The organism is Halobacillus sp. A1-3 (assembly GCF_050971765.1).
In the GTDB taxonomy this organism is placed as follows: Bacteria; Bacillota; Bacilli; order Bacillales; family Halobacillaceae; genus Halobacillus; species Halobacillus mangrovi_B.
Window position 1 is genome coordinate 434,497 of record NZ_JBPCEO010000002.1, and the last position, 19,472, is coordinate 453,968.

Annotated in this window: 25 protein-coding genes; 10 read left to right on the plus strand and 15 right to left on the minus strand. The window is 40.7% G+C overall.

From position 1 onward, the window contains the following. Positions 1-171: 171 nt before the first annotated feature. The 5 genes from moaD to ACRYKC_RS05040 all read right to left on the minus strand — a co-directional run bounded on the left by moaD (position 172) and on the right by ACRYKC_RS05040 (position 2,630). The gene (moaD, locus tag ACRYKC_RS05020; RefSeq protein ID WP_433805599.1) at positions 172-405 is read right to left on the minus strand and encodes a molybdopterin converting factor subunit 1; all 234 of its coding nucleotides are present in this window, start codon (positions 403-405) and stop codon (positions 172-174) included. Further along, entirely contained in the window at positions 402-857 is a 456-nt protein-coding gene (locus ACRYKC_RS05025) for a molybdenum cofactor biosynthesis protein MoaE (RefSeq protein WP_433805600.1), read from the minus strand. The genes moaD and ACRYKC_RS05025 overlap by 4 nt, the downstream gene beginning before the upstream one ends. Further along, positions 850-1,377 carry a molybdopterin-guanine dinucleotide biosynthesis protein B gene (gene mobB / locus ACRYKC_RS05030; RefSeq protein ID WP_433805601.1) on the minus strand — a complete coding sequence of 176 codons (528 nt, stop codon included), beginning with the start codon at positions 1,375-1,377 and terminating at the stop codon, positions 850-852. The genes ACRYKC_RS05025 and mobB overlap by 8 nt, the downstream gene beginning before the upstream one ends. 102 nt (positions 1,378-1,479) lie before the next feature. Further along, complete coding sequence (locus tag ACRYKC_RS05035; protein ID WP_433805602.1) at positions 1,480-1,791, minus strand: metal-sulfur cluster assembly factor; 312 nt, start codon at positions 1,789-1,791, stop codon at positions 1,480-1,482. 74 nt (positions 1,792-1,865) lie between these two features. Then, entirely contained in the window at positions 1,866-2,630 is a 765-nt protein-coding gene (locus ACRYKC_RS05040; RefSeq protein ID WP_433805603.1) for an alpha/beta fold hydrolase, read from the minus strand. 176 nt (positions 2,631-2,806) lie between these two features. Between ACRYKC_RS05040 and ACRYKC_RS05045 the strand changes: the two genes are divergently transcribed. From ACRYKC_RS05045 to ACRYKC_RS05055, 3 genes are all read left to right on the plus strand, one after another. Then, positions 2,807-3,628, plus strand: a complete 822-nt coding sequence (locus tag ACRYKC_RS05045) for a Cof-type HAD-IIB family hydrolase (RefSeq protein WP_433805604.1) — start codon at positions 2,807-2,809, stop codon at positions 3,626-3,628. A gap of 96 nt (positions 3,629-3,724) precedes the next feature. Further along, on the plus strand, positions 3,725-3,868 hold the full coding sequence (locus ACRYKC_RS05050) for a hypothetical protein (protein WP_198162640.1): 144 nt from the start codon (positions 3,725-3,727) through the stop codon (positions 3,866-3,868). A gap of 1 nt (position 3,869) precedes the next feature. Next, on the plus strand, positions 3,870-4,073 hold the full coding sequence (locus ACRYKC_RS05055) for a DUF3813 domain-containing protein (RefSeq protein WP_433805605.1): 204 nt from the start codon (positions 3,870-3,872) through the stop codon (positions 4,071-4,073). Between the two features lie 194 nt (positions 4,074-4,267). On the opposite strand, the gene ACRYKC_RS05060 is transcribed toward ACRYKC_RS05055, so the two are convergent. Further along, entirely contained in the window at positions 4,268-5,092 is an 825-nt protein-coding gene (locus ACRYKC_RS05060; RefSeq protein ID WP_433805606.1) for an HAD family hydrolase, read from the minus strand. 114 nt (positions 5,093-5,206) lie between these two features. On the opposite strand from ACRYKC_RS05060, the gene ACRYKC_RS05065 reads away from it, so the two are divergent. Beyond that, positions 5,207-5,476, plus strand: a complete 270-nt coding sequence (locus ACRYKC_RS05065; RefSeq protein ID WP_433805607.1) for a hypothetical protein — start codon at positions 5,207-5,209, stop codon at positions 5,474-5,476. A gap of 138 nt (positions 5,477-5,614) precedes the next feature. Here ACRYKC_RS05065 and ACRYKC_RS05070 read toward each other — a convergent pair whose 3' ends face one another. Both ACRYKC_RS05070 and ACRYKC_RS05075 read right to left on the minus strand, forming a co-directional pair. Then, the gene (locus ACRYKC_RS05070; RefSeq protein WP_433805608.1) at positions 5,615-6,040 is read right to left on the minus strand and encodes a hypothetical protein; all 426 of its coding nucleotides are present in this window, start codon (positions 6,038-6,040) and stop codon (positions 5,615-5,617) included. Between the two features lie 18 nt (positions 6,041-6,058). Continuing rightward, positions 6,059-6,886 (minus strand): DUF2785 domain-containing protein, encoded by an 828-nt coding sequence (locus ACRYKC_RS05075; RefSeq protein ID WP_433805609.1) that lies wholly within the window; start codon positions 6,884-6,886, stop codon positions 6,059-6,061. A 130-nt stretch (positions 6,887-7,016) separates the two neighbouring features. Here ACRYKC_RS05075 and ACRYKC_RS05080 point away from each other — a divergent pair, with 130 nt between their 5' ends. Then, positions 7,017-7,280, plus strand: a complete 264-nt coding sequence (locus tag ACRYKC_RS05080) for a NifU N-terminal domain-containing protein (protein ID WP_085030511.1) — start codon at positions 7,017-7,019, stop codon at positions 7,278-7,280. Positions 7,281-7,321: 41 nt separating this feature from the next. Here ACRYKC_RS05080 and ACRYKC_RS05085 read toward each other — a convergent pair whose 3' ends face one another. Both ACRYKC_RS05085 and ACRYKC_RS05090 read right to left on the minus strand, forming a co-directional pair. Next, positions 7,322-8,200, minus strand: a complete 879-nt coding sequence (locus ACRYKC_RS05085; RefSeq protein WP_433805610.1) for a BsuPI-related putative proteinase inhibitor — start codon at positions 8,198-8,200, stop codon at positions 7,322-7,324. Between the two features lie 64 nt (positions 8,201-8,264). After that, positions 8,265-9,116 (minus strand): YitT family protein, encoded by an 852-nt coding sequence (locus tag ACRYKC_RS05090; protein ID WP_433805611.1) that lies wholly within the window; start codon positions 9,114-9,116, stop codon positions 8,265-8,267. Between the two features lie 184 nt (positions 9,117-9,300). On the opposite strand from ACRYKC_RS05090, the gene ACRYKC_RS05095 reads away from it, so the two are divergent. From ACRYKC_RS05095 to ACRYKC_RS05105, 3 genes are all read left to right on the plus strand, one after another. Further along, a complete protein-coding gene (locus tag ACRYKC_RS05095; RefSeq protein ID WP_433805612.1) occupies positions 9,301-10,161 on the plus strand; it encodes a DegV family protein in 861 nt (286 codons plus the stop codon). Between the two features lie 93 nt (positions 10,162-10,254). Further along, entirely contained in the window at positions 10,255-11,157 is a 903-nt protein-coding gene (locus ACRYKC_RS05100) for a DUF4349 domain-containing protein (protein WP_433805613.1), read from the plus strand. A 218-nt stretch (positions 11,158-11,375) separates the two neighbouring features. Next, on the plus strand, positions 11,376-11,747 hold the full coding sequence (locus tag ACRYKC_RS05105) for a hypothetical protein (RefSeq protein WP_433805614.1): 372 nt from the start codon (positions 11,376-11,378) through the stop codon (positions 11,745-11,747). A gap of 45 nt (positions 11,748-11,792) precedes the next feature. Here the strand turns inward: ACRYKC_RS05105 and ACRYKC_RS05110 are convergent, their stop codons facing one another. Beyond that, positions 11,793-13,268 (minus strand): alpha-amylase family glycosyl hydrolase, encoded by a 1,476-nt coding sequence (locus tag ACRYKC_RS05110; protein ID WP_433805615.1) that lies wholly within the window; start codon positions 13,266-13,268, stop codon positions 11,793-11,795. A gap of 199 nt (positions 13,269-13,467) precedes the next feature. Between ACRYKC_RS05110 and ACRYKC_RS05115 the strand changes: the two genes are divergently transcribed. Then, positions 13,468-13,611, plus strand: coding sequence for a hypothetical protein (locus ACRYKC_RS05115; RefSeq protein WP_433805616.1), 144 nt, complete (start codon positions 13,468-13,470; stop codon positions 13,609-13,611). 264 nt (positions 13,612-13,875) lie between these two features. Here ACRYKC_RS05115 and asnB read toward each other — a convergent pair whose 3' ends face one another. Then, positions 13,876-15,711, minus strand: coding sequence for an asparagine synthase (glutamine-hydrolyzing) (gene asnB, locus ACRYKC_RS05120; protein ID WP_433805617.1), 1,836 nt, complete (start codon positions 15,709-15,711; stop codon positions 13,876-13,878). Between the two features lie 277 nt (positions 15,712-15,988). After that, the gene (locus ACRYKC_RS05125) at positions 15,989-16,348 is read right to left on the minus strand and encodes a YisL family protein (RefSeq protein ID WP_433805618.1); all 360 of its coding nucleotides are present in this window, start codon (positions 16,346-16,348) and stop codon (positions 15,989-15,991) included. Between the two features lie 163 nt (positions 16,349-16,511). On the opposite strand from ACRYKC_RS05125, the gene ACRYKC_RS05130 reads away from it, so the two are divergent. Beyond that, positions 16,512-17,705, plus strand: coding sequence for an ornithine--oxo-acid transaminase (locus ACRYKC_RS05130; RefSeq protein WP_085030521.1), 1,194 nt, complete (start codon positions 16,512-16,514; stop codon positions 17,703-17,705). A 48-nt stretch (positions 17,706-17,753) separates the two neighbouring features. Here ACRYKC_RS05130 and ACRYKC_RS05135 read toward each other — a convergent pair whose 3' ends face one another. After that, positions 17,754-18,269 carry a GDYXXLXY domain-containing protein gene (locus ACRYKC_RS05135; protein ID WP_433805619.1) on the minus strand — a complete coding sequence of 172 codons (516 nt, stop codon included), beginning with the start codon at positions 18,267-18,269 and terminating at the stop codon, positions 17,754-17,756. Beyond that, positions 18,269-19,465, minus strand: coding sequence for a DUF2157 domain-containing protein (locus ACRYKC_RS05140; RefSeq protein WP_433805620.1), 1,197 nt, complete (start codon positions 19,463-19,465; stop codon positions 18,269-18,271). Before ACRYKC_RS05140 ends, ACRYKC_RS05135 begins: the two co-directional genes overlap by 1 nt. Between the last annotated feature and the right edge of the window lie 7 nt (positions 19,466-19,472).

Sequence of the window (19,472 nt, forward strand, 5' to 3'; positions counted from 1 at the left end):
GCTTCTTTTTTATAGAAACTTTTATTAGTAGTTTCCCCTTCCTCCTTTACTGGTATCAGATGACGGCAATGAATCCACCTTAAAAAGACAATTATTTCGAACTCAAGTCTTCAGGTGTAGGAAGGTTAAAAATTGCGATTAGAAAAAGTCAGCCACTCTGGCTGACTTTTGTTATCCTCCGCTTACTGGAGGAATAAAGGCAATGGTGTCTCCGTCTTTCACTTCTGTTTCATTTTTTGCAAACTCCTCATTAACAGCAACCATTGAATGCTCTACGTTAGAAAGAGAATAAACTTTTTGAATAATTTCCTTGATCTCTTCAATTTTTTTCCCACTCATATTCAACTCGATACTATCCTCGCCCATCTTCTCGCGGAGCTCTGCAAAGAAAAGGATTTTGTTCATTTCATCTCCTCCTTGGATGGTATACCTGCTTTATTCTCCAACTGATCCCCGATCCACTTCTCACCGTTTTCCCAATGCTCTTTTTTCCAGATCGGTACAATTTCCTTAATGCGCTCGATTGCATAGCGACTTGCTTCATAGGAATGTGCTCTATGCGGTGTGGATACAGCGATTATGACTGCTATATCCGTAATGTCCAAACGGCCAACTCGATGTACAATAGCCGTTTTCGAATCGGGCCATTTATTATTTATCTCTTCTCCTATTTCAGCGAGTTTCTTTTCAGCCATTGGTTTATAAGCCTCATACTCCAAATAAAGAGTTCGTTTACCATGAGTAAGTTCCCTGACAGTTCCTATAAACGTATTTATTGCCCCTGCCTGTCTTCTCGTTACACGGTCGACTACCACTTGGACATCCAGCGGTTCTTCTGAAATCCAAAAATCACTCATCAGGTTTCCCTCCCTTAGCAACATGGTACACATCTGACATTCTCTTTCTCCATTCCCTCAACGTGTACACAGGAATAGAAAGATGATCTGTTAAATTTTCATTCCATGTAATAACAAACTGGATGTTCGTAAGATCCAACAATTTTAAATCGTCCGTTCGCTTAATGATCACCGCCTTAGGATAATGCTCGTATTTAAATCCTTCAACGACAATTAAATCAGGAGAAAAATTACGATATAATTCCACAAGGTGTTTGAGCGTAAATCCTTCCGGGTGATTAAGCTCGAGTTGAAATCTTCTTGGACTATCGACACCTGTCATGAACGCCCCCGACTCATGTAAACGATAACTGTCCGTTTCATGATGCATGACTTTCAACGGTTCATCGTGGCCATGGTGTTTGATAGCAGCTACCCGCTGCCCTCTAGCCGATCCATATGCGATGATTTCTGATAACAACGAGGTCTTGCCTGTATTCTTGTATCCTACGATTTGGAAGACCGGCGATTGTGTAGACATTGGCCTCTCCCCTCCATTCTTTTAAGCTAAGCGTTATGTAAAAACCCCTGCCGTACGTCGGTGCGGCAGGGGTTAAAATGCTTATCCATATTGGATGCCAAATCAATCAGGTATACCTAATGCGATTTTTGCATAACGGCTCATGCGATCCTTCGTCCATGGTGGATTCCAAACGATATTCACCTGAACTTCATTAACTTCTGGTAAATCAGCTAAACAACGTTTTACATCTTGTTCGATATGACCCGCTAACGGGCAGCCCATCGCTGTTAATGTCATTGTAACTGTAGTATTCCCTTCGTCATCTATATCGACGCCGTAGACAAGGCCCAGGTTGACAATATCAATGCCAAGCTCAGGGTCAATGACATTTTCAAGGGCACCCATAGCATTTTCTTCAAGTGCTGTACTCACATTTGTTCCCCCTTCACTATTCTTCAAAACCTATTATAAACAAAAATAGCGGTAGAATAAAATATTCTCGGTTATCATAATACTAATTCTAACCAATTCACCATTTCAAGAACAGCGAATCGACTTACTTTATGATCTCTTCCTACCTCCCGCAAGAAGCGAATGTTCTCTGGATTCTTATAGTAATGGATAGCTTTATTATAAAAATCATAAGAATGTTGGAAAGGCACAACAGGATCTACATCGCCATGCCAGAAAAAAAGAGGCCTTCCATAAAGCTTCTCCATTTGATTTGATAAATCAATTCCTTCAAGCGACTTATAAAGATCTTCTAGCTGATCCTGGTTTAGAGGAAGCGGAATACCTGTCTGTTCTACATCGTGAACCATTTTTCTTGCGAACTCAACAGGTTTAGGTGTTCCCATCATAACTGTTGCCGCTTGGATCCAGGGATACATCGTCAGGGCAGCACTAGTTGTAATGCCTCCCATTGACGTTCCGCCTACACCAAATTTCCGTTCTTTAACCAAGCCTTGGCGATCCAGTTCATCTTTTATATCTTGCAGTTCTTTTAAATTTTGATACACGATGTCCCAGAATTTGAAGTTCAATTCTTGTTTGGATAAATCTTGTTCCCTTTCACCGTGGAACGCACTATCAGGAAGGATGACGCGATATCCTTTCTGAGCAAGTAAATAAGCTAGAGGTAAATTATGTTCTTTGGCTGAAGTAAAGCCATGAAAATATACAAATGCAGGTAATGGTTCTTCTTGTTTCGATGATTCTACAACGGTAAGTACTGGAATGTTTTTTAATGTTCCCCTATAAATGCCAATCATTCTGTATTTCCTTTCCGATAAACTTTACTCTCTGTTTAAATGATAATAATAATTCTGAATTATAATGTAATCGTAACACTGCCCTTTTTAATTGGAAAGTGTTAGGTTGCGAAGTGGGAATTTCTTTACAATTTACCTGTTTTCCCGCTACACTATAACAAAATGAGGTGAAAGCAATGAACAAACAACACTTAATCGCATTAGATCTAGATGGAACGCTTCTAACTGACGATAAAGTCATCAGTACAGAGACGAAAGAAACGGTTCTTAAAGCGATGGATCAGGGACATATCGTTGTGATCGCTACTGGACGGCCACACCGTGCAAGCATTGATTTCTATCATGAGCTTGGACTGGAGACTCCAATGGTTAACTTCAACGGTGCATTAATTCACCATCCTAAAGACCATCGTTGGGACGCTATTCATTCTCCCCTTTCCATCCGAACGGCCCACAAGATTATTCATACATGCCAGGAACTTGGTGTAAAAAATATTCTTGCTGAAGTAAAAGATAAAGTTTATCTTGATCAGCATGACGAAGAAATTATGAGCATTTTTCAAACGAAGAATGATCCAATTACAGTCGGTCGACTTCAGTCGAACTTAAAAGAAGATCCGACATCCATTTTGATTCATCCTGAAGAAGAAAAAATCAAAAAGCTCCGTCAAGAATTGGATACACACGCTTCCTTGATTGATCATAGAAAATGGGGAGCCCCTTGGCACGTCATCGAAATTGTCCGCTCCGGGATGAATAAAGCCGTGGGTCTGGACAAAATCGCTCGTTATTTTCACATTCCTCAAAACAGAATCATCGCCTTTGGTGATGAAGACAATGATTTCGAAATGATCGATTATGCTGGTGTCGGGGTAGCAATGGGCAATGCTATTGACGAATTGAAAGGTATCGCCAATCATGTAACTCTTACGAATGAAGAGGACGGTATTGGAGAGTTCTTAACAGAATATTTGAAGTTAAATAAAAAAGCCATGTAAGTAAACTTTTTCCTTGATTAAAGAATCGGCTTCTTCCCATACTAAGCTTGAACGTGAAAGCGTTCAGGCTTCTTTTTATGACAGGAGGGTCTTGTCATGGAACCAGAGAAGAAAAATCGCAAGGAAAACCGCTATTCAGAAGTTCGTAAATTCGACGAAAGCGAGATGGAGCCAAAAAGGCTTTCAGAAGCAGCTCGAAAAGAAATCGAATCTGATCAGCATACGGTAGGAGGGTTTTAAAATGGCTAGAAACCTTTTTGAAAATGCACGAGAAGCGGTTAACCGTTTCACCCAAAACCGTGATGGACGTCAACCATCCCAAGAGGATATGCAAGCGGCGAAACAAGCGATTCAATCTGCATATAGCCAATGTTCTCAAGAGGAGAAACAACAGCTACAGCAGCTAGAACAACAGCTTGAGAGCCATCACCAAAACATGCGATAAACCTTGTGAAGACCAGGTCGTTTTAACGGCCTGGTCTTTATCATTCACCTAAATGAAGGAAAAAAAATCAACCATTAGACGGAGTTATTATTTTTTAGAAATGGGTATTTTAAGAATAACCCCCTAAAGATTTTCATAAGTAATGCAGAAACATCCTGAGCGCTAGTGCACGTTCAGGGCCGTTTCTGTGTTTTTTATTTTGTACATAGTTCTTCCAGACTTTCAATAACCTTTAAATTTGGGTGTGAGACAGGAGAATCATTGGATTGTATATAAATCCCCTTCATCCCCATTTCTAAAGCTGGGGCGATTTCATTCATGAAATTGTCCCCGATAGAAATGGTCTCTTCTGGCTTTAATCGATAATTATGTAATACTTCTTGAAAGATGTCTTCCGTTCGCACAGGTTTTTCCGCATTAGATATAACATCTTCGAAAATACCTTCAAGATCTATAGCTTTTAATATCCGATCTACATCATAACCTTCACTGTTTGTCACCAAAATGAGGGCTTTAGTTTTTTTCCATTGTAAAAGTGAGTTTTTTAATCCTTTTGTCTTTGTCAAATGAAACTCTTTAGATCCCATATAATCTTTTGTTGCCACATAACATTCGCGTGCGTCCTCAGTATTTACTCCATAGTGTGTGGCAGTTGAAAAAGGTAGCCACCATCCGTCCCCTATAGCAATTTTCTCATTAAAATCATAAGTTAAGGCTTCTGGAAAATATTTCAACACTTTCTTTTCAGACCACTGTTCTCCTGTCCACGTTTCAACACGGATAGCATGGTTAGTAAACGGATCAACGGAAATAATTGCATCATGCGTTCTATCATAGACCTTACCAATGGCAAGAGGGTGTTCTCCATTACGAATTGAGTCATAATCCCTTTCGAACAATGACCTGTTTTCTTTATTTAACTTCTGTTTTAAAAGTTTTGCATAATAAGTGAAGTGATCTGTATCTTCATATAACGTGCCATCTAAATCAAAAATTAACGCTTTCGCCTGGTCCAGCATGTCACTCCTCCTTGCTGTTCTTAGTGTAAACACTTGATCTTTCTCTATACGAAATTCCCTATTTTTCCAATTTGTGTTAACATCAAAACAGCATATCGCAAAGGAGTTTAGCCAATGGTCGCGATCTATATAAACGTCACTTTATTTGTTTGTCTTTTATTTTCTATTTATTATTTCTTGATGAGAAGAAAAAAAGCTGAAATCACTGGTATTAAAAGTGCTCTGCCTTCTATTTGCTTCTTCCTTATAGCCACTATTAATCTTTCAGGGATGGTCTTCAACTTATTAGGTGTCTTCAGCTGGACACTTACTATCGTACTACTTCTGCTTGGTGCCTACTTTACGAAGCATTTACCTCCAAAATCAGAAGCAAACGTTTTATAAAATTACTGGGAAAGTCAAGCGCGTTAAATAATTAGACCTGTGAAGATCAATGTACGAGCACCAGAAGTTAATCGCTTCCCTTTTAACGTCAAGTGCCTAATTTGAAAAGGCATAGCCCAGCCTGGCTATGCCTTTTCATTAGGAACGATGGTATGATTTTTTTAATGTAATGGCATAGAGGGCATGACCGAGCAGCCAATACAAAATAGCGATCCCATCTGTTAATGCAGGGGTTTCTTTTATAGCGAGAATAGTAAGCGGTACGTAGGTCGTAGCTGCCCCAGCCGACAAAATAATGGCCAGCAGCCATTGATTTCGATTCGTCGGCTTCAGGCGTTTTTCCATAAACACATACGCAAACAAAATCCCTATTACCCAGGAAATGACCATGTGAAACAGCCATTCCATCACAATCGGCCAATCAATGCTCCCGACCACAGGAATGAAATCGACATTCATCAACAGCGTATAGATCTTTTTACCAGTGACTAATTCGACATACCACATATACATCCCTAAAACGATTCCGGATGTGGTACCAATCCATATGCCCCATCGAATCATAAGCGACCTCCACGTCTGTTAATAAGCTTCTTGTTTTCTAAGTTCCCTTAGTAAATTTTCTAAAACCTGACGAAGCTCTCTATGGTCACCTTCTAACATTCTGAAGTAAAGCGCTCTTAAAAAGTGTTTGCTGTTGTTAATGATGATATCCTCTTTTGGGTCATCCCAGCTTTCTCGGTAATAAAGTAGAGTTTCAAGCCACTCTACCCGATCTGTTGGACTGATTTTTTTAAACATCATCATGACCGCTGTCACCATGCGCTCTTCTTCATCAAACAAATACGGATGATCAATCAGAAATTGATCCTTAATAATCGGCAATACTTCTTTAATCTGACTTTTAGTAATCTCGTCGCAGGCTGCTACATGGTATAACGCGTCTGCAGCGTGAGCCATGGCATGAGCCCAGCCTTTCCCTTTTACGTATCCTCTGTGGTCAGACTCCTGTTTCATATACTTTTTTAAGTTTTCCCAAACCCTGTGGATTTCCTCTTTTTTTAAAAATGGGGATTTCCGATGTTTTTCAATAATAGGTGGAATCAATAATACAGAAAAGCTTCGTTTGAATACGGCATCCTCTTCCTTTTTTGAAGTTCCTATCCGATAAAACAAGTAATTTTTATTTAAAATCGATTGTAATATATTTTTAAGCTGCTCGTGGCTATAATGGCCTCGCTCTATAAATGTTGTGAAAATCGAGTGAATCAAATCATCCCTCAATACAGGATGCACAGACCCGATTCTCTGCAGCATCATTGTTGTCAATTCTTGTAAACTTTGATTCTCAGGCAACTGAAAGTCGTTGTCCTTAATCGGTTGTAACACGTCGATTAGTCGAGACTCCATACCACACCTCCTAAAAATTGTTTTCATTGTAACACAATAATTGGGAAGTACCGTAAGATTATGATCAATTGTTTTGACTTTGGTGTTTTTTTGGTAGAATAGGAGGAGATGTTATGGAGGAGGATGCAAAATGGCAATTCAAGTACAAGAAACCCCAAACCCGAATGCACGTAAGTTTACTACAGACTCTATGATCTTCGAAGGTGACGGTAGTGTATCAGTCATGCCAGGTCAAACGAGTGAGCATAAAATCATGAACGACCTAATGGAATTAGATGAAGTCGATAATGTATTTGGTTTCCAAAACTTTATCACTGTCAACAAACTTCCTAATGCTGATTGGGACACCCTGACACCGAAAGTGGAAGGCGTACTTACAGAATACGGTTATTAATTATTAAAGAAGCCGCCACAATTTATGTGGCGGCTTTCTTCTTATTCACTAGGAAATTGCTCTAATGGAATATTGTTTACATGTATAGGCTTTCCGTCTTTTGCGCTCTCTTCAAACAATACGAGCGTCAATGTTCCATAATCAGGTAATTGTTCTGGTGATACATTAACTTCCAGTTCAAACTCTGACCACTCCGGAGCGCCTTTTTCCACTTGTACTGACGTAGGCTCTACTTGAACCATATGGCCGTCTTCAACGCTATACATAAAATTCCCTTCAAACACTCTCGCCTCTCCTTTGACAATGTAGGAGCCACTTTCACCGGAAACCTTTATATTTCTAAATGCTTCACCATTTCCATATTTCTTATTTTCTTCATTCGACTCCTCTTTCTCAGGACTGTCTTCGATCGTAAATGACTGGGTCATTTGGTAAGGTGTCGCTTCTAATGATTGATCATTGATGGAATCAACCAAAAAAGTAATCGTTGCCTCATAATTACCTTTCTCTTCAATACCTGTCCACGTTTCCGTTGCGGATAGGGCTTCCCCCGCTGGGATTTCTTCAGTTGTCAACCCCTGTGCGAACATCTTATCAGCAGAGAATGTGTAAACACTTTCTCCTTCTTCGTTCTCAACTTTCACTTCATATTGCTGACTTGAAGTAAACCCTATAATTAGAGGGTCCTCCCCAGTATTTTCTAAGGAAAAATCAAACTTCGCCGTATCCTCTGTTGTCTCAACCTTTGCATCCATTTTCAGCTGGCTGATCAATGATTCCATATTGATTTCCGGCTCCTCTGCAGCTTCATTTTGTTCCGTATTTTCTTCACCGTTCGCTTCTTTTGTTTCTGATTTTGATCCGCAAGCGACTAAAGTAAGAATCATAATGCCCACCATGATGATCCACAGTTTCTTCATAAGTTCACTCCTCTAAAGTTCCTATTTATAAGGATTAGTCGGTTGTATTACAAAAAGGTTACAGTTATCGATCATCTTTTCTGAAGAAACCGAAAATCCCTGTGGTTTGAACGATGTTTGTAAAGGCATATGGATCAACTTCATGAATGATATGCTGCAGATCGTATAATTCATATCGAGTAATAACCATTACAAGCATATTCTTGTCCTGCTGCGTGAAAGCACCTTTAGCTGGAAGTGTTGTAATCCCGCGAACCATCTGGGCATGAATCGCTTTTTCCAAGTCCGCCGCTTTCGTTGTAATGATCATAGCTGTCAGTTTCTCGTGACGAGTATGGATCGCATCAATGACCCTTGTAGTTACATAGAGAGTCAATAACGTATAAAGGGCGTTCTCCGGTTTATATAAAATCCCGGCAATCACAATGATAGCCCCGTTGAGGAATAAGAAATAAGTCCCGATTGGACGATCCTTCATTCTTGATAGGATCATTGCTATGATATCGAGTCCTCCCGTGGAAGCACCCCACTTCAATGTTATTCCAACGCCAAGGCCACCAAGGACACCCCCGAAGACAGCGTTCAAAATGATATCTGATGAGAGCTGCTGAACTGGAATCAATTCAAGAAAAAGGGTAGTAAATGCGACTGACACAGCACTGTAGATGGTAAAACCTTTTCCAACTTTATACCATCCTAAAATGGCTACCGGTATATTAAGAATGAATAAGATCAAACCTGTACTAAGGCCAGGCACACCTAGAAAATCTGTAAAAATACTAGTAAGTAACTGTGCAGTACCAGTGAATCCACTCGCATAGACATTTGCTTCTATGAGGAAAAGATTCAAGGATACTGCATTTAACACGGCTCCTAAAAGCACGATAACTATTCGTTTAAGTTCGAATGTAAACACGGAACAACCTCCCTAACCAATCTTCTCTTCTTTTTTTATCACCGTACACGTGCAAAATCAAGTCCACATTTGTTTATTTTGTCACATTATGTCGCCCTCTTAAACATATAAGGTTTTATTTTGACTATTTATAGGCATTGAGGCTAAACTGAAGACAGAATAAAAAGATAGAAGGTGACTATTAATGAATGTACAAATCTTGTGTGATTCTGGTTGTGACCTATCGAACGAAACGTTGGAAGCATTGTCCCTTGAAATGCTGTCTCTAAAAGTGACGATCAAGGATGAAGAATATGAAGATGGGAAAACCATCTCACCGTTTCAAGTTTATGAGAGTATGCGTAGCGGCGAAGTACCGAAGACTTCTCAAGTATCACCTCAGGCCTTTCGTGAAACCTTCATTAAATATGCGGAGAAAGACCAGCCCTTCCTCTATTTCGCTTTGTCTTCCGAATTGTCCGGTACATATCAAACAGCCAAAATGGTTGAACAGGAAGTAAAAGAAGAATACGAAAACGCAAAATTTGAAGTCATTGACACAAAAGCGGCATCTTTAGGTTATGGGCTTGTTATTATGAGAGTCGCTGAACTAGCAAAACAAGGTCGCAGCTACGAAGACATTTTAGAAATCGGACAATATCATGCCGACCACATGGAACACATTTTTACCGTGGACGATTTAGAATACCTTTATCGTGGTGGACGCGTGAGCCGAACGGCAGCTTTTGTCGGAAGCCTGCTTAAAATCAAGCCGCTTTTACATATGGAAGATGGAAAGCTGGTTCCACTTGAAAAAATAAGAGGCTCAAAAAAACTTTGGAAGCGAATGGTCGAAATTATGGGTGAACGCGGCAAAGACTTCGAGCATCAACGGATTGCAATAAGTCACGGAGATGCCTTGGAAACCGCTGAACAACTCGCAGATATGATACAGCAGGAGTACAATGTAAAAGATATTCATATTGATATGATCGGGTCATCGATCGGGGCTCACGCCGGACCAGGAACGATTGCTCTTTTCTTTTTAAACGACACATATCAATAACTATACCCCAAAACCTGTAACGAAATCCTCCTTAAGACGTCTAATCCCAAAAGAACTGTTGTTATTGGGTAAAACTTATAAGGGGGTCTTTTCGTGTTGAAAAAAACAAAGTGGTTTCTATTCGTGTTGCTTAGCTTTACTCTCATCGGCTGCAGCAGCGGGGAGGACCAATCCGCCGAAGAATCTACGGCAGACAGTAGTGATTCTTCAGAAGGAGCGACATCTGAAGAAGCAGCGACAAACGGTTTGTCTGAAACACCTGAATCAAAAGAGACATCTAAGGTGATTCCAGAGAATACGAATGATAAAATGATGGTTTACGAAGCTCATATAGAGCTTGAAACAGAAGATTATGATCAGTTTTATCAGAGTTTACAAGAAAAAATGGATGAAACAGAAGCGTATATTGTTGAAACAAATATCCATAAAACACCGCAAGGGAATCGCGAAGGCCATATTCGCCTGAGGGTGCCACAAAGTCATTTCGAAACACTACTGACAAGTTTCAAAAACATTAGTGATACTATACAATCCAGAAATGTTTCCGGCCGGGACGTAACGAAAGAGTATGTAGACTTGGAGTCCCGTTTAGAAGCAAAAAGTAAAGTAGAAGCTCGTTTACTTACTTTCTTAGAACAAGCAGAAAAGACAGAAGATTTAATTAAGGTTTCACAAGACCTTGAACGTGTTCAGGCTGAAATCGAGACTTTAAAAGGCCAAATGAATTACTTAAAGAATCAGAGCGATTTTTCCACCATTACCGTAAGCCTAACGGAAACAAAAGTCGTTGTCCCTAAAGTTGATAGTCAGGAATTGAACACATGGGAAAAAACAAAGCAAGCTTTCTTCAGTTCCGTAAACGGACTCGTTAGCTTTTTCTCCTGGCTATTTATTTTTATAATCGGGTACTCCCCACTGATTATTTTGTTCATGGTCATCGGCCTGCTTATCTGGCTCTGGCTGCGAAAAAATAGAAATCGAGTGAAGGAAAATTAAATTTAGACAACCAAATTTCTTGTAGAAAAATTCCCCCTTTTTTCTGCAAGGAATTTTTCATGACCTTACAAAATGTACATTCATTCCTCAGATTCAAGATTTATACCCATATAGTGAATTCCACCCTTTTATTAGTAGATTCGCCCTCCACAATCTATTAAAATTTCATAGAATATAGTGCTGGACCAGCTAGCCAAGGGTAGAAAGGGGGATGGATTATGGTTCAATGTCTATCTTGCAATATCCCTCAGACTGTAAGAGTTAATGAGCAGCATGCCTTTCAAGTGTGCGCACTTACAGCAGATTTAGTTTGTGTAAATGCCAGTATTGTCGCCACATTAGGAAATCCTTCTCAGAAAGATGCCTTTGAACTGTATATGTACACCGAAGACCAGTTTGTTCCTGTATCTTTTAATGATATCGGTGTTTTCATTTACGAAGAGCCTACAATCAATAGCTGTGCTCTCCTGTTCATTACATTTAAAGAAACAGGGAAATACAGATTTCAATTGGATTTGGTTTCCGAAAGCGGCAACTTGCCTCTTGCTGATCTTTCATTCGAAGTCAATGTCATAAACGAGCTGGAATAGCAAAAAAGAAGCGAGCCCGGGAATTCGGACTTGCTTCTTTTATGGTTAAGATTGATTTGTTTTTCTATTTTTTAAACTTATAGCTATAACAGCTATAACAAAAAGGGACAGGACTCCTCCTACAAAACCGATAAACAGCCAATTGTAGCCCCGGTCCTGCTCTACTAGAAAGACATCAGCCGTTTCTCGCTCCATACCTAATCGGTAAACGCCGTCTTTTTGCTGCCGTATAATTCCATCTTGGATTAAACCCGTTAATTGCTGATCATCCTCCAAGCTCGTTAGCTCTGTTGATTTCGTTTCTTTAGCATTATTTATAGCAATAATCATCGTCTGTTCTTGGTATGTACGCTTAAAAACAGCAAGTCCATCTTTATTGTACATTTCCACAAAATCGCCGCGTGTCAGAGCTGGAAATTGGTCTCTCATCGACGTCAACTTTTCGATACGTCGCTTCAGTTCTTCATCTTCTGCTTTGAAGTTCATCATAGGTATGCTTGAAGGGTCTCCTCCATCATCTAATGGAACTTCAGATCCAAAATAAAGCACCGGAATCCCTGGTGACGTGAATAAATAAGTAAGAGCCAGTTCCCATCGAGTGATCGGGTTCAGCCCTTCTTCTACAGCTAGATGAGTAAAGCGGGGAACAACAGGACTGTCCATATAATGTAAGAGCTGGTCTGAGTTTGAGTATTTATCACGGTTTTCTTCCCATATATCATATAAATTATCCAGTGATCGTCCTGAAGAGGCAAACACTTCCCGGATACTTTCATTTAGGGCCGTATCAATCCTTCCGCTTACTTCAGCTGAACTATCCGCCGCAATGAAAAAGTTTTCGTTCTCTAAGGCGACTTCGTCCATAAGGGTTTGGATAAACTCTGGAGAGACCGATGATGCGTCAAAGAGCTTAAATGCATCTACTCCTGTTTGGTTTTTCCAGAATTGCGCTGTTTCAATTAAGTATTGTTGGACGTCAGGGTTGCTTGTATTTAAAGCACGCGTTTTTTCTAGCCAAGGATTTTGGTTTTCCTCTGCTCCATCCTTAAACCAATCTGTCTTCGATTGATCCTCCAGCCAAGGGTGTTCGGGACTCGTGTGTCCTATCACCAAGTCAAGCATAACCTTCATATCCCGCTTATGTGCTTCTTCTATGAGCCGTTTGACATCTTCTACACTTCCAAAATGTTCTTCCACTTTGCGGAAGTCCTCAATCCAATATCCATGGTACCCTTTCTCACTGTTCGCCATAATCGGGGACAGTTCGATAGTTGTAAATCCAAGTTCTTTTATATGATCCAACTGATCGATCACTCCCTGGATGTCACCTCCATGGTAAGCCTCAGGGTTACTTGTGTCGACATTCTCATTATTTTCGACACTGCCGTTCATGAACCGGTCGACCATTACATAGTAAATACTTTCATCCTGCCATTTTCGTCCTTCTTTTTCAACGGCTCCTACGGGGAGGGCGTATAAAAAAAGTAACGGGACCATGAGAACGATTATTGATTTTCTCATTACCGCTCCTCCTTCGAACATTTATGCTAACCCTTCTAGAGTATCCCTTTTGGCGGTCTACCGTCAATTGAATCTAGCCCTTTTGGTAGCGAATACATAAATTAGTCACATTTGATAAATCAAGCAGTTATTTAGAAAACTTGATTTCGACTCGAGTTGTGAAGTTTCCGTTTCCGTGAATAGAAGTAGGAGTTTTCGAATGCGGAAACATCTAGAAGGAAGACATGATCGAGATTTAACTTTTCAATCCCATATGGAACGGAACGCTGAAAAAGCTTTAAATAGACTTATTAGTGTTATTTATGGAGTACTTTCATTAATTGAATCCAATATTTCCGTTTGATATGAACACTATCAGGTCATGAAAACTCAAGCTGATTTTAGATGGTCCGTTCATCAGAGGACTTATGGGTTGGCTGGAAAACGGCGATACTCTCTTCGGAGAAGGGACTAGGCTAGAGACCACAAGGAGCACAGCGACTGAGGAGGCTTGCCAGTTCCCCCACAGGAAAGCGAGTCGTTTTCCAGCCAACCCTCTCCCATATAACGTAACGGACCGAAGATAATCTGAATAAAAATACCGCCCTTTAGGACGGTATCATATCTTCTATAATCGAATGTTGTACGTCTTGAGCCAATAGTTGATCTGACACAAGTGAGCGATTAATTGTGGGCCAGTCATGAGCTGGCCGAACCAAGGCGTATCAATTGATTTCCCTTCTGAGTCATTCAACTTCCGAATTCTATTGCGATCAAACAAATCAAAAAGCGGAGCGTTCGAATCTGCTAAAATATCATTCATCCACGTGCATACGGATTTCGTATAATCAGGGTGGAAGGTTTTCGGATAAGGGTTCTTTTTCCTGAACAATACTTTATCCGGTAAAACCCCTCTTAAGGCTTGGCGAAGCAACCCCTTCTCCTGATTATTGTAATGTTTCATGTTCCACGGGATATTCCACGCATACTCGACAATCCTATGGTCACTGAAGGGCACACGTACTTCGAGACTTGCGCCCATACTCATCCGGTCTTTTCTTTCTAATAGGGTTTGCATGAACCAATTCATATTTAAGTAAAACATTTGCCTATGCTTTTGAGCTGCTTCGTCCTCCCCTTTGAGAATCGGCGCTTCATCTACCGTTTCCTGATAGCGACGAAGCATATAAGCTTCGATATCTACGTCCAAGTCACTTCTAACAAGAGAAACACGTTCATCCAATGACCGGATCCATGGAAAGCCTTTTCGCTCCTGGTCCTCTTTTCGGTAGTACCAGGGGTAGCCACCGAAGATTTCATCTGCACATTCTCCTGAAAGTGCCACTGTTACGTGATTCTTGATTTGCTCACAAAACCACAAAAGTGAGGAATCCACGTCTGCCATGCCCGGTAAATCTCTAAGCTCAACAGCACGTTTTAGTCGATCGACTAAATCGCTGGTTTCTGCCCGCATGACCGTATGATCGGTGTGGTTTTCTCTGCTGACAAGATTGATATAAGATTCATCACGATCTGGTTGGAAAGCATTCTTCTTAAAATATTTTTCTTGATCTTTATAATCAATCGAAAAGGTTTGCAGACTCCCTTTTCCCTCTTTTTTATATTTTTCTGCAGCTACAGCAGTAATTGCACTCGAATCTACTCCTCCAGATAAAAAGGTACCTAACTTCACGTCCGATACAAGCTGTCTTTCTGAGGCATCAATGAAGAGTTCCCTGACTTTTTCAACGGTCTGATCAAAGTTATGCTCATGAGGTTCACTGACGACATTCCAGTAGCGATCAATTGAAAGCTTCCCTTTTTCCCAAACTGCCCTGTGACCAGGACGTACCTCATGGATTTGATCAAAGACCCCATGCCCCGGTGTTCGGGACGGTCCTAAAGAAAGAATTTCGTGGATCCCTTCCTCTCCTACTTTCGCTTCAACTTCTGGATGGGCGAGGATGGCTTTCATCTCTGAGGCGAACAGGACTCCTGACTTGTGATCACTGTAAAATAGGGGTTTAACACCGAGGCGGTCTCTAGCCAAAAACAGACGTTTTCGATTCGTCTCCCAAACGCTGAAAGCAAAAATCCCATTCAAATGTTTTACGCAGTCAACGCCCCACTCCATATAGCTGATCAGCACGACTTCCGTATCAGAATGGGAGGTGAAACTCCATCCTTTCGCTTTCAACATATTTCTTACGTCATCTGTATTATAAAGCTCTCCATTGTAGCATAAGACATATTTTTCATCCCTTGCTTCTCTTACCATTGGTTGCTTTCCTCCGGCTGGGTCAACGACGATCAACCGCTGATGGCCGAAAGCAGCTGGACCTTCCATCCATTTTTGATAATCATCTGGGCCGCGATGACGCAGTGTATCAGCCATTCGGTCTAATATGGGTGCTTTTTCATTGATCTTATGTTGATAATCGATCCAACCAACAATGCCACACATCTAGCCTCACCATCCTTTATTTACAAAAGATAAATCTCTTTAGTACATAAAAAAACCATCATAACTCAGTTTATGATGGACCTTATCCCTCTATGAATTTTTTTAACAAAAGGCTTGACTTTTTAAGTGAGAATGATTATCATTTTAATTGATAATAGTTATCAGCCCGTTATCCCCCAAATAACGGCTCAGTTCGAAGCACAGACATAATAGCTGTAACCTACAGCCCCCCTTTTTATTAAAAACGCTGCATGCTTAATAGCATGCAGCGTTTATTTTATACAGGCAGTATACCTGCTGGTAAGAAGCCAAATCCTAAGATCAGCGCAAGAACGGCTGCGATGAACAATTGTCCCCACCATGCAGCAGCTGGCTTTTTCTTCTTGTATTTAATTGTCACCATTTCCATTGCTGCAATTGCCCATAAGCCAACAAGCACCTTGATGATAACAAGCGCCCCATAACTTGAGTAGCTCGCAAATAAGGAGCCTCCAGAATAAAGAATCAACAAATAGTCCAAGCGCAAAATCATGTGAGAAATCTTTGCTGCTTTTTCATTACCAGCTCGCGTAAACGTTGTTGCGAGTGCCACTAATACGAACGCGATTACCCATGAGGTAATATGTAAGTGTGCCACGAATTTTCCTCCTTTACTTAAATCATCTACGGATATAATAATACCATGACAGGAGGAGCGATTCCTAACTAAAAGTCCGTATGGATAATTTTTTTGAGTCGTAAGAAAATTAAAATTAAACCTGTTATAATGGATGGAGATTTAATGAAATTGGAGGGATACCATGGTTGTTTCAAGTCAACAAATTATCGATCAAACGCAAGAATATGGTGCAAAAAACTACCACCCGCTTCCAATCGTCATCGCTAAAGCGGATGGTGTATGGGTAGAGGATCCTGAGGGTAATCGTTATATGGATATGTTAAGCGCTTACTCAGCAGTGAACCAGGGGCACCGTCATCCACGTATTATTGAAGCCTTGACGGAACAGGCCAGCCGAGTCACATTGACCTCAAGAGCTTTTCATAATGATCAGCTCGGTCCTTGGTATGAAAAGATTTGTAAGATTACGAATAAAGAAATGGCTCTGCCAATGAATACTGGTGCAGAAGCGGTCGAAACAGCCATTAAAGCAGCAAGACGCTGGGCATATGATGTGAAAAAAGTTGAAGAGGATCAAGCAGAAATCATCGCTTGTACGGGAAATTTCCACGGCCGTACAATGACCGCGGTCTCTCTTTCTTCAGAAAAAGAGTATAAACGCGGATTCGGTCCGATGCTTCCTGGAATTAAACTCGTACCCTATGGAGACGTAGAAGCATTAAAAGAAGCCATTACAGAAAACACCGCTGGGTTCATCCTAGAACCGATCCAAGGAGAAGCTGGAATTGTTATGCCTCCAGAAGGTTTCTTGAAAGAAGCTTATAATGTGTGCCAGGAAAATAATGTCCTGTTCATCGCTGATGAAATCCAGGCAGGGCTCGGACGAAGCGGTAAAATGTTCGCCTGTGATTGGGAAGATGTAAGCCCTGATGTGCTGATCTTAGGAAAAGCGCTTGGGGGAGGAGTATTCCCTATTTCTTGCGTAGTTGCTAATAAAGAAGTGCTTGGCGTCTTCAACCCTGGGTCCCATGGCTCTACTTTTGGCGGAAACCCACTCGCATGTGCCGTATCTGTAGCCTCCCTGGAAGTGATTGAAGAGGAAAATCTCGTCGACCGCTCCCTTGAGCTTGGGAATTATATGATGGAGGAATTGAAATCCATTGATAATCCGAAAATTAAAGAAGTGCGAGGCAAAGGTCTTTTTATCGGAGTTGAGATGACAGAACCTGCCCGCAAGTACTGTGAACAATTGAAAGAAAAAGGGCTGCTATGTAAAGAAACCCATCAGAACGTTATCCGTTTTGCTCCTCCACTCGTGATCGAAAAAGAAGACCTCAAATGGGCAATTGATCAAATAAAAGCTGTATTAAGCTAATATCAATGACAAAGGTGTCACCTCTAACGAGGTGACACCTTTTATTCTCTATTCGGCTGCTTCTTCCAACGAAGCAATTTTTTTATGGCCCCACGGGGCGATGACGATCTCAACAACCGATTCTCCAATGCGCTCTTCGTAATATTCTCCTGTATTCTCTTCAACATAATAGCGATTTAGGCCAATATCGACCTGATACGTTTTATTCATTTCATCGTGCCACAGATAACGTGCACGTAGAACAGTCTGGTTTTCCTCTGCTTCCTTCCAAATTTTTGAGGCTTCCACAAGTTCGTAAACGCCTTCATTATTGGATTCCAGCAAAAGAAATACACGATCTCCTCGTTCTAACTCTTTTTCAACAGCCCATTGTTCTTCAGGGATTTGTTCAACTTCATAAGATAAAGCTACATAGTCCCCATAAAATGGATCCCGGGGGTCAACAGGAGCCGTTTTAAGCTTAATTGTCTCACCCATGGCGTCCATGACGTAAAAAGAAATGGACATTAACGAAAGGAAAAGAATTTGTAAAAAGACGATAAGATAAAAAATCCACCGTTTCATCATGCTTCTCCTCCTTTATGAAACTGTCTTCGTTTTCTTTCAAGGAAGAAGCTAAGAGCAAATAGCAGAATCCCACCGATAAAGAAAAACAAAGAACGGTTCATGAAATCCCACGCAAGCTGGAAATAGGCGAGGAGTGTAGTGACTAAAAAGGCTACAGTCCCTTTATTAACCCACCGTACAACCTCCTGCTGGTACCCTGAAACCAGCCACATAAGGGCATACCCGAACAACAACACAAGCGACAAAACGTCTCCAAATCCGAATCTGAAGACTGGGACAAATAAAATGAGATCGATCCAATAGTAGTTGTTTGGGCTAATCGCTGAGCGAATCACAGCAAATACAAACAACACCGCCCATACAATGAAGAAATAGAAAGAGGATTCATTCTGGGCGAACCAATAATCGTAACCAAGGAAAAATACTTGCAAGATATTGAGTACTAATATCGACAGGATTGCCGAAGATTTGAAAATCCGAATCTGCCCTTTTCGAACAACCAGATCATCCAGTAAATACAAGGCTAAAAATAATACAATTAACCAGTAATAAGGAAAACCCTCACTGAACACGAGGACAAGGCTGTGAATGACGTAAGCAATGGAAAATACGAGAGAAGCCATAGTTAGCTTATTCTTATACACGACCCATCCGAGCCCGAATAAAAATAGAACACCAAGCCATAAGTGATAAGACTGAAAAACGATTCCGCTATATACTTGACCTATTGTTGTGATAACCACAGTCGCTATAAAAAATGTCCAATTCTGATATAAGAAATACAAACTTGACCCGGCTAATGCCCAAACAAAAAACGGAAAGGCACTAAATGACGTATAATGGTACATCTGCCCTGTCAAGAAAATCCCTGCACCGAAAATCAGTAAAGCTGTTAAGATCAGGCTTGTGCCTAAACGATCTGCACGTTTCCGACAGGCATACTCTCCTCCCAGATAAAATAGGAGCATTGAGCCAATAATGATCCCCATACGTGATAAGTCGTGCATCTCAGTCCAGTTGGAAGCAATAAAAGTTAAAAATCCTAATCCTATGAAAATAGCAGCAAATGTAAGTAAAACCGGTTTATTTTGCTTTTTTGGATATTGTTCAATTAATTGATCGCGCTGGGTTTCAGAAATGATATGTGCTTCTACCCATTTTTTGCTTTCTTTTATGATCTGGTCGCGATTCATTTCGCTG

Bases quoted from the DNA above. Each gene is read 5' to 3' on its own strand.
- ACRYKC_RS05140 (WP_433805620.1), bottom strand. From the start codon at position 19,465: ATGAATCGCGACCAGATCATAAAAGAAAGCAAAAAATGGGTAGAAGCA.
- ACRYKC_RS05075 (WP_433805609.1), bottom strand. From the start codon at position 6,886: ATGGAGTCTCGACTAATCGACGTGTTACAACCGATTAAGGACAACGAC.
- ACRYKC_RS05095 (WP_433805612.1), top strand. From the start codon at position 9,301: ATGAATGTACAAATCTTGTGTGATTCTGGTTGTGACCTATCGAACGAA.
- ACRYKC_RS05050 (WP_198162640.1), top strand. From the start codon at position 3,725: ATGGAACCAGAGAAGAAAAATCGCAAGGAAAACCGCTATTCAGAAGTT.
- ACRYKC_RS05085 (WP_433805610.1), bottom strand. From the start codon at position 8,200: ATGAAGAAACTGTGGATCATCATGGTGGGCATTATGATTCTTACTTTA.
- ACRYKC_RS05105 (WP_433805614.1), top strand. From the start codon at position 11,376: ATGGTTCAATGTCTATCTTGCAATATCCCTCAGACTGTAAGAGTTAAT.
- ACRYKC_RS05065 (WP_433805607.1), top strand. From the start codon at position 5,207: ATGGTCGCGATCTATATAAACGTCACTTTATTTGTTTGTCTTTTATTT.
- ACRYKC_RS05025 (WP_433805600.1), bottom strand. From the start codon at position 857: ATGAGTGATTTTTGGATTTCAGAAGAACCGCTGGATGTCCAAGTGGTA.
- mobB (WP_433805601.1), bottom strand. From the start codon at position 1,377: ATGTCTACACAATCGCCGGTCTTCCAAATCGTAGGATACAAGAATACA.
- ACRYKC_RS05115 (WP_433805616.1), top strand. From the start codon at position 13,468: ATGCGGAAACATCTAGAAGGAAGACATGATCGAGATTTAACTTTTCAA.
- ACRYKC_RS05080 (WP_085030511.1), top strand. From the start codon at position 7,017: ATGGCAATTCAAGTACAAGAAACCCCAAACCCGAATGCACGTAAGTTT.
- ACRYKC_RS05135 (WP_433805619.1), bottom strand. From the start codon at position 18,269: ATGAAACGGTGGATTTTTTATCTTATCGTCTTTTTACAAATTCTTTTC.
- asnB (WP_433805617.1), bottom strand. From the start codon at position 15,711: ATGTGTGGCATTGTTGGTTGGATCGATTATCAACATAAGATCAATGAA.
- moaD (WP_433805599.1), bottom strand. From the start codon at position 405: ATGAACAAAATCCTTTTCTTTGCAGAGCTCCGCGAGAAGATGGGCGAG.
- ACRYKC_RS05130 (WP_085030521.1), top strand. From the start codon at position 16,512: ATGGTTGTTTCAAGTCAACAAATTATCGATCAAACGCAAGAATATGGT.
- ACRYKC_RS05055 (WP_433805605.1), top strand. From the start codon at position 3,870: ATGGCTAGAAACCTTTTTGAAAATGCACGAGAAGCGGTTAACCGTTTC.
- ACRYKC_RS05045 (WP_433805604.1), top strand. From the start codon at position 2,807: ATGAACAAACAACACTTAATCGCATTAGATCTAGATGGAACGCTTCTA.
- ACRYKC_RS05040 (WP_433805603.1), bottom strand. From the start codon at position 2,630: ATGATTGGCATTTATAGGGGAACATTAAAAAACATTCCAGTACTTACC.
- ACRYKC_RS05070 (WP_433805608.1), bottom strand. From the start codon at position 6,040: ATGATTCGATGGGGCATATGGATTGGTACCACATCCGGAATCGTTTTA.
- ACRYKC_RS05060 (WP_433805606.1), bottom strand. From the start codon at position 5,092: ATGCTGGACCAGGCGAAAGCGTTAATTTTTGATTTAGATGGCACGTTA.
- ACRYKC_RS05110 (WP_433805615.1), bottom strand. From the start codon at position 13,268: ATGAGAAAATCAATAATCGTTCTCATGGTCCCGTTACTTTTTTTATAC.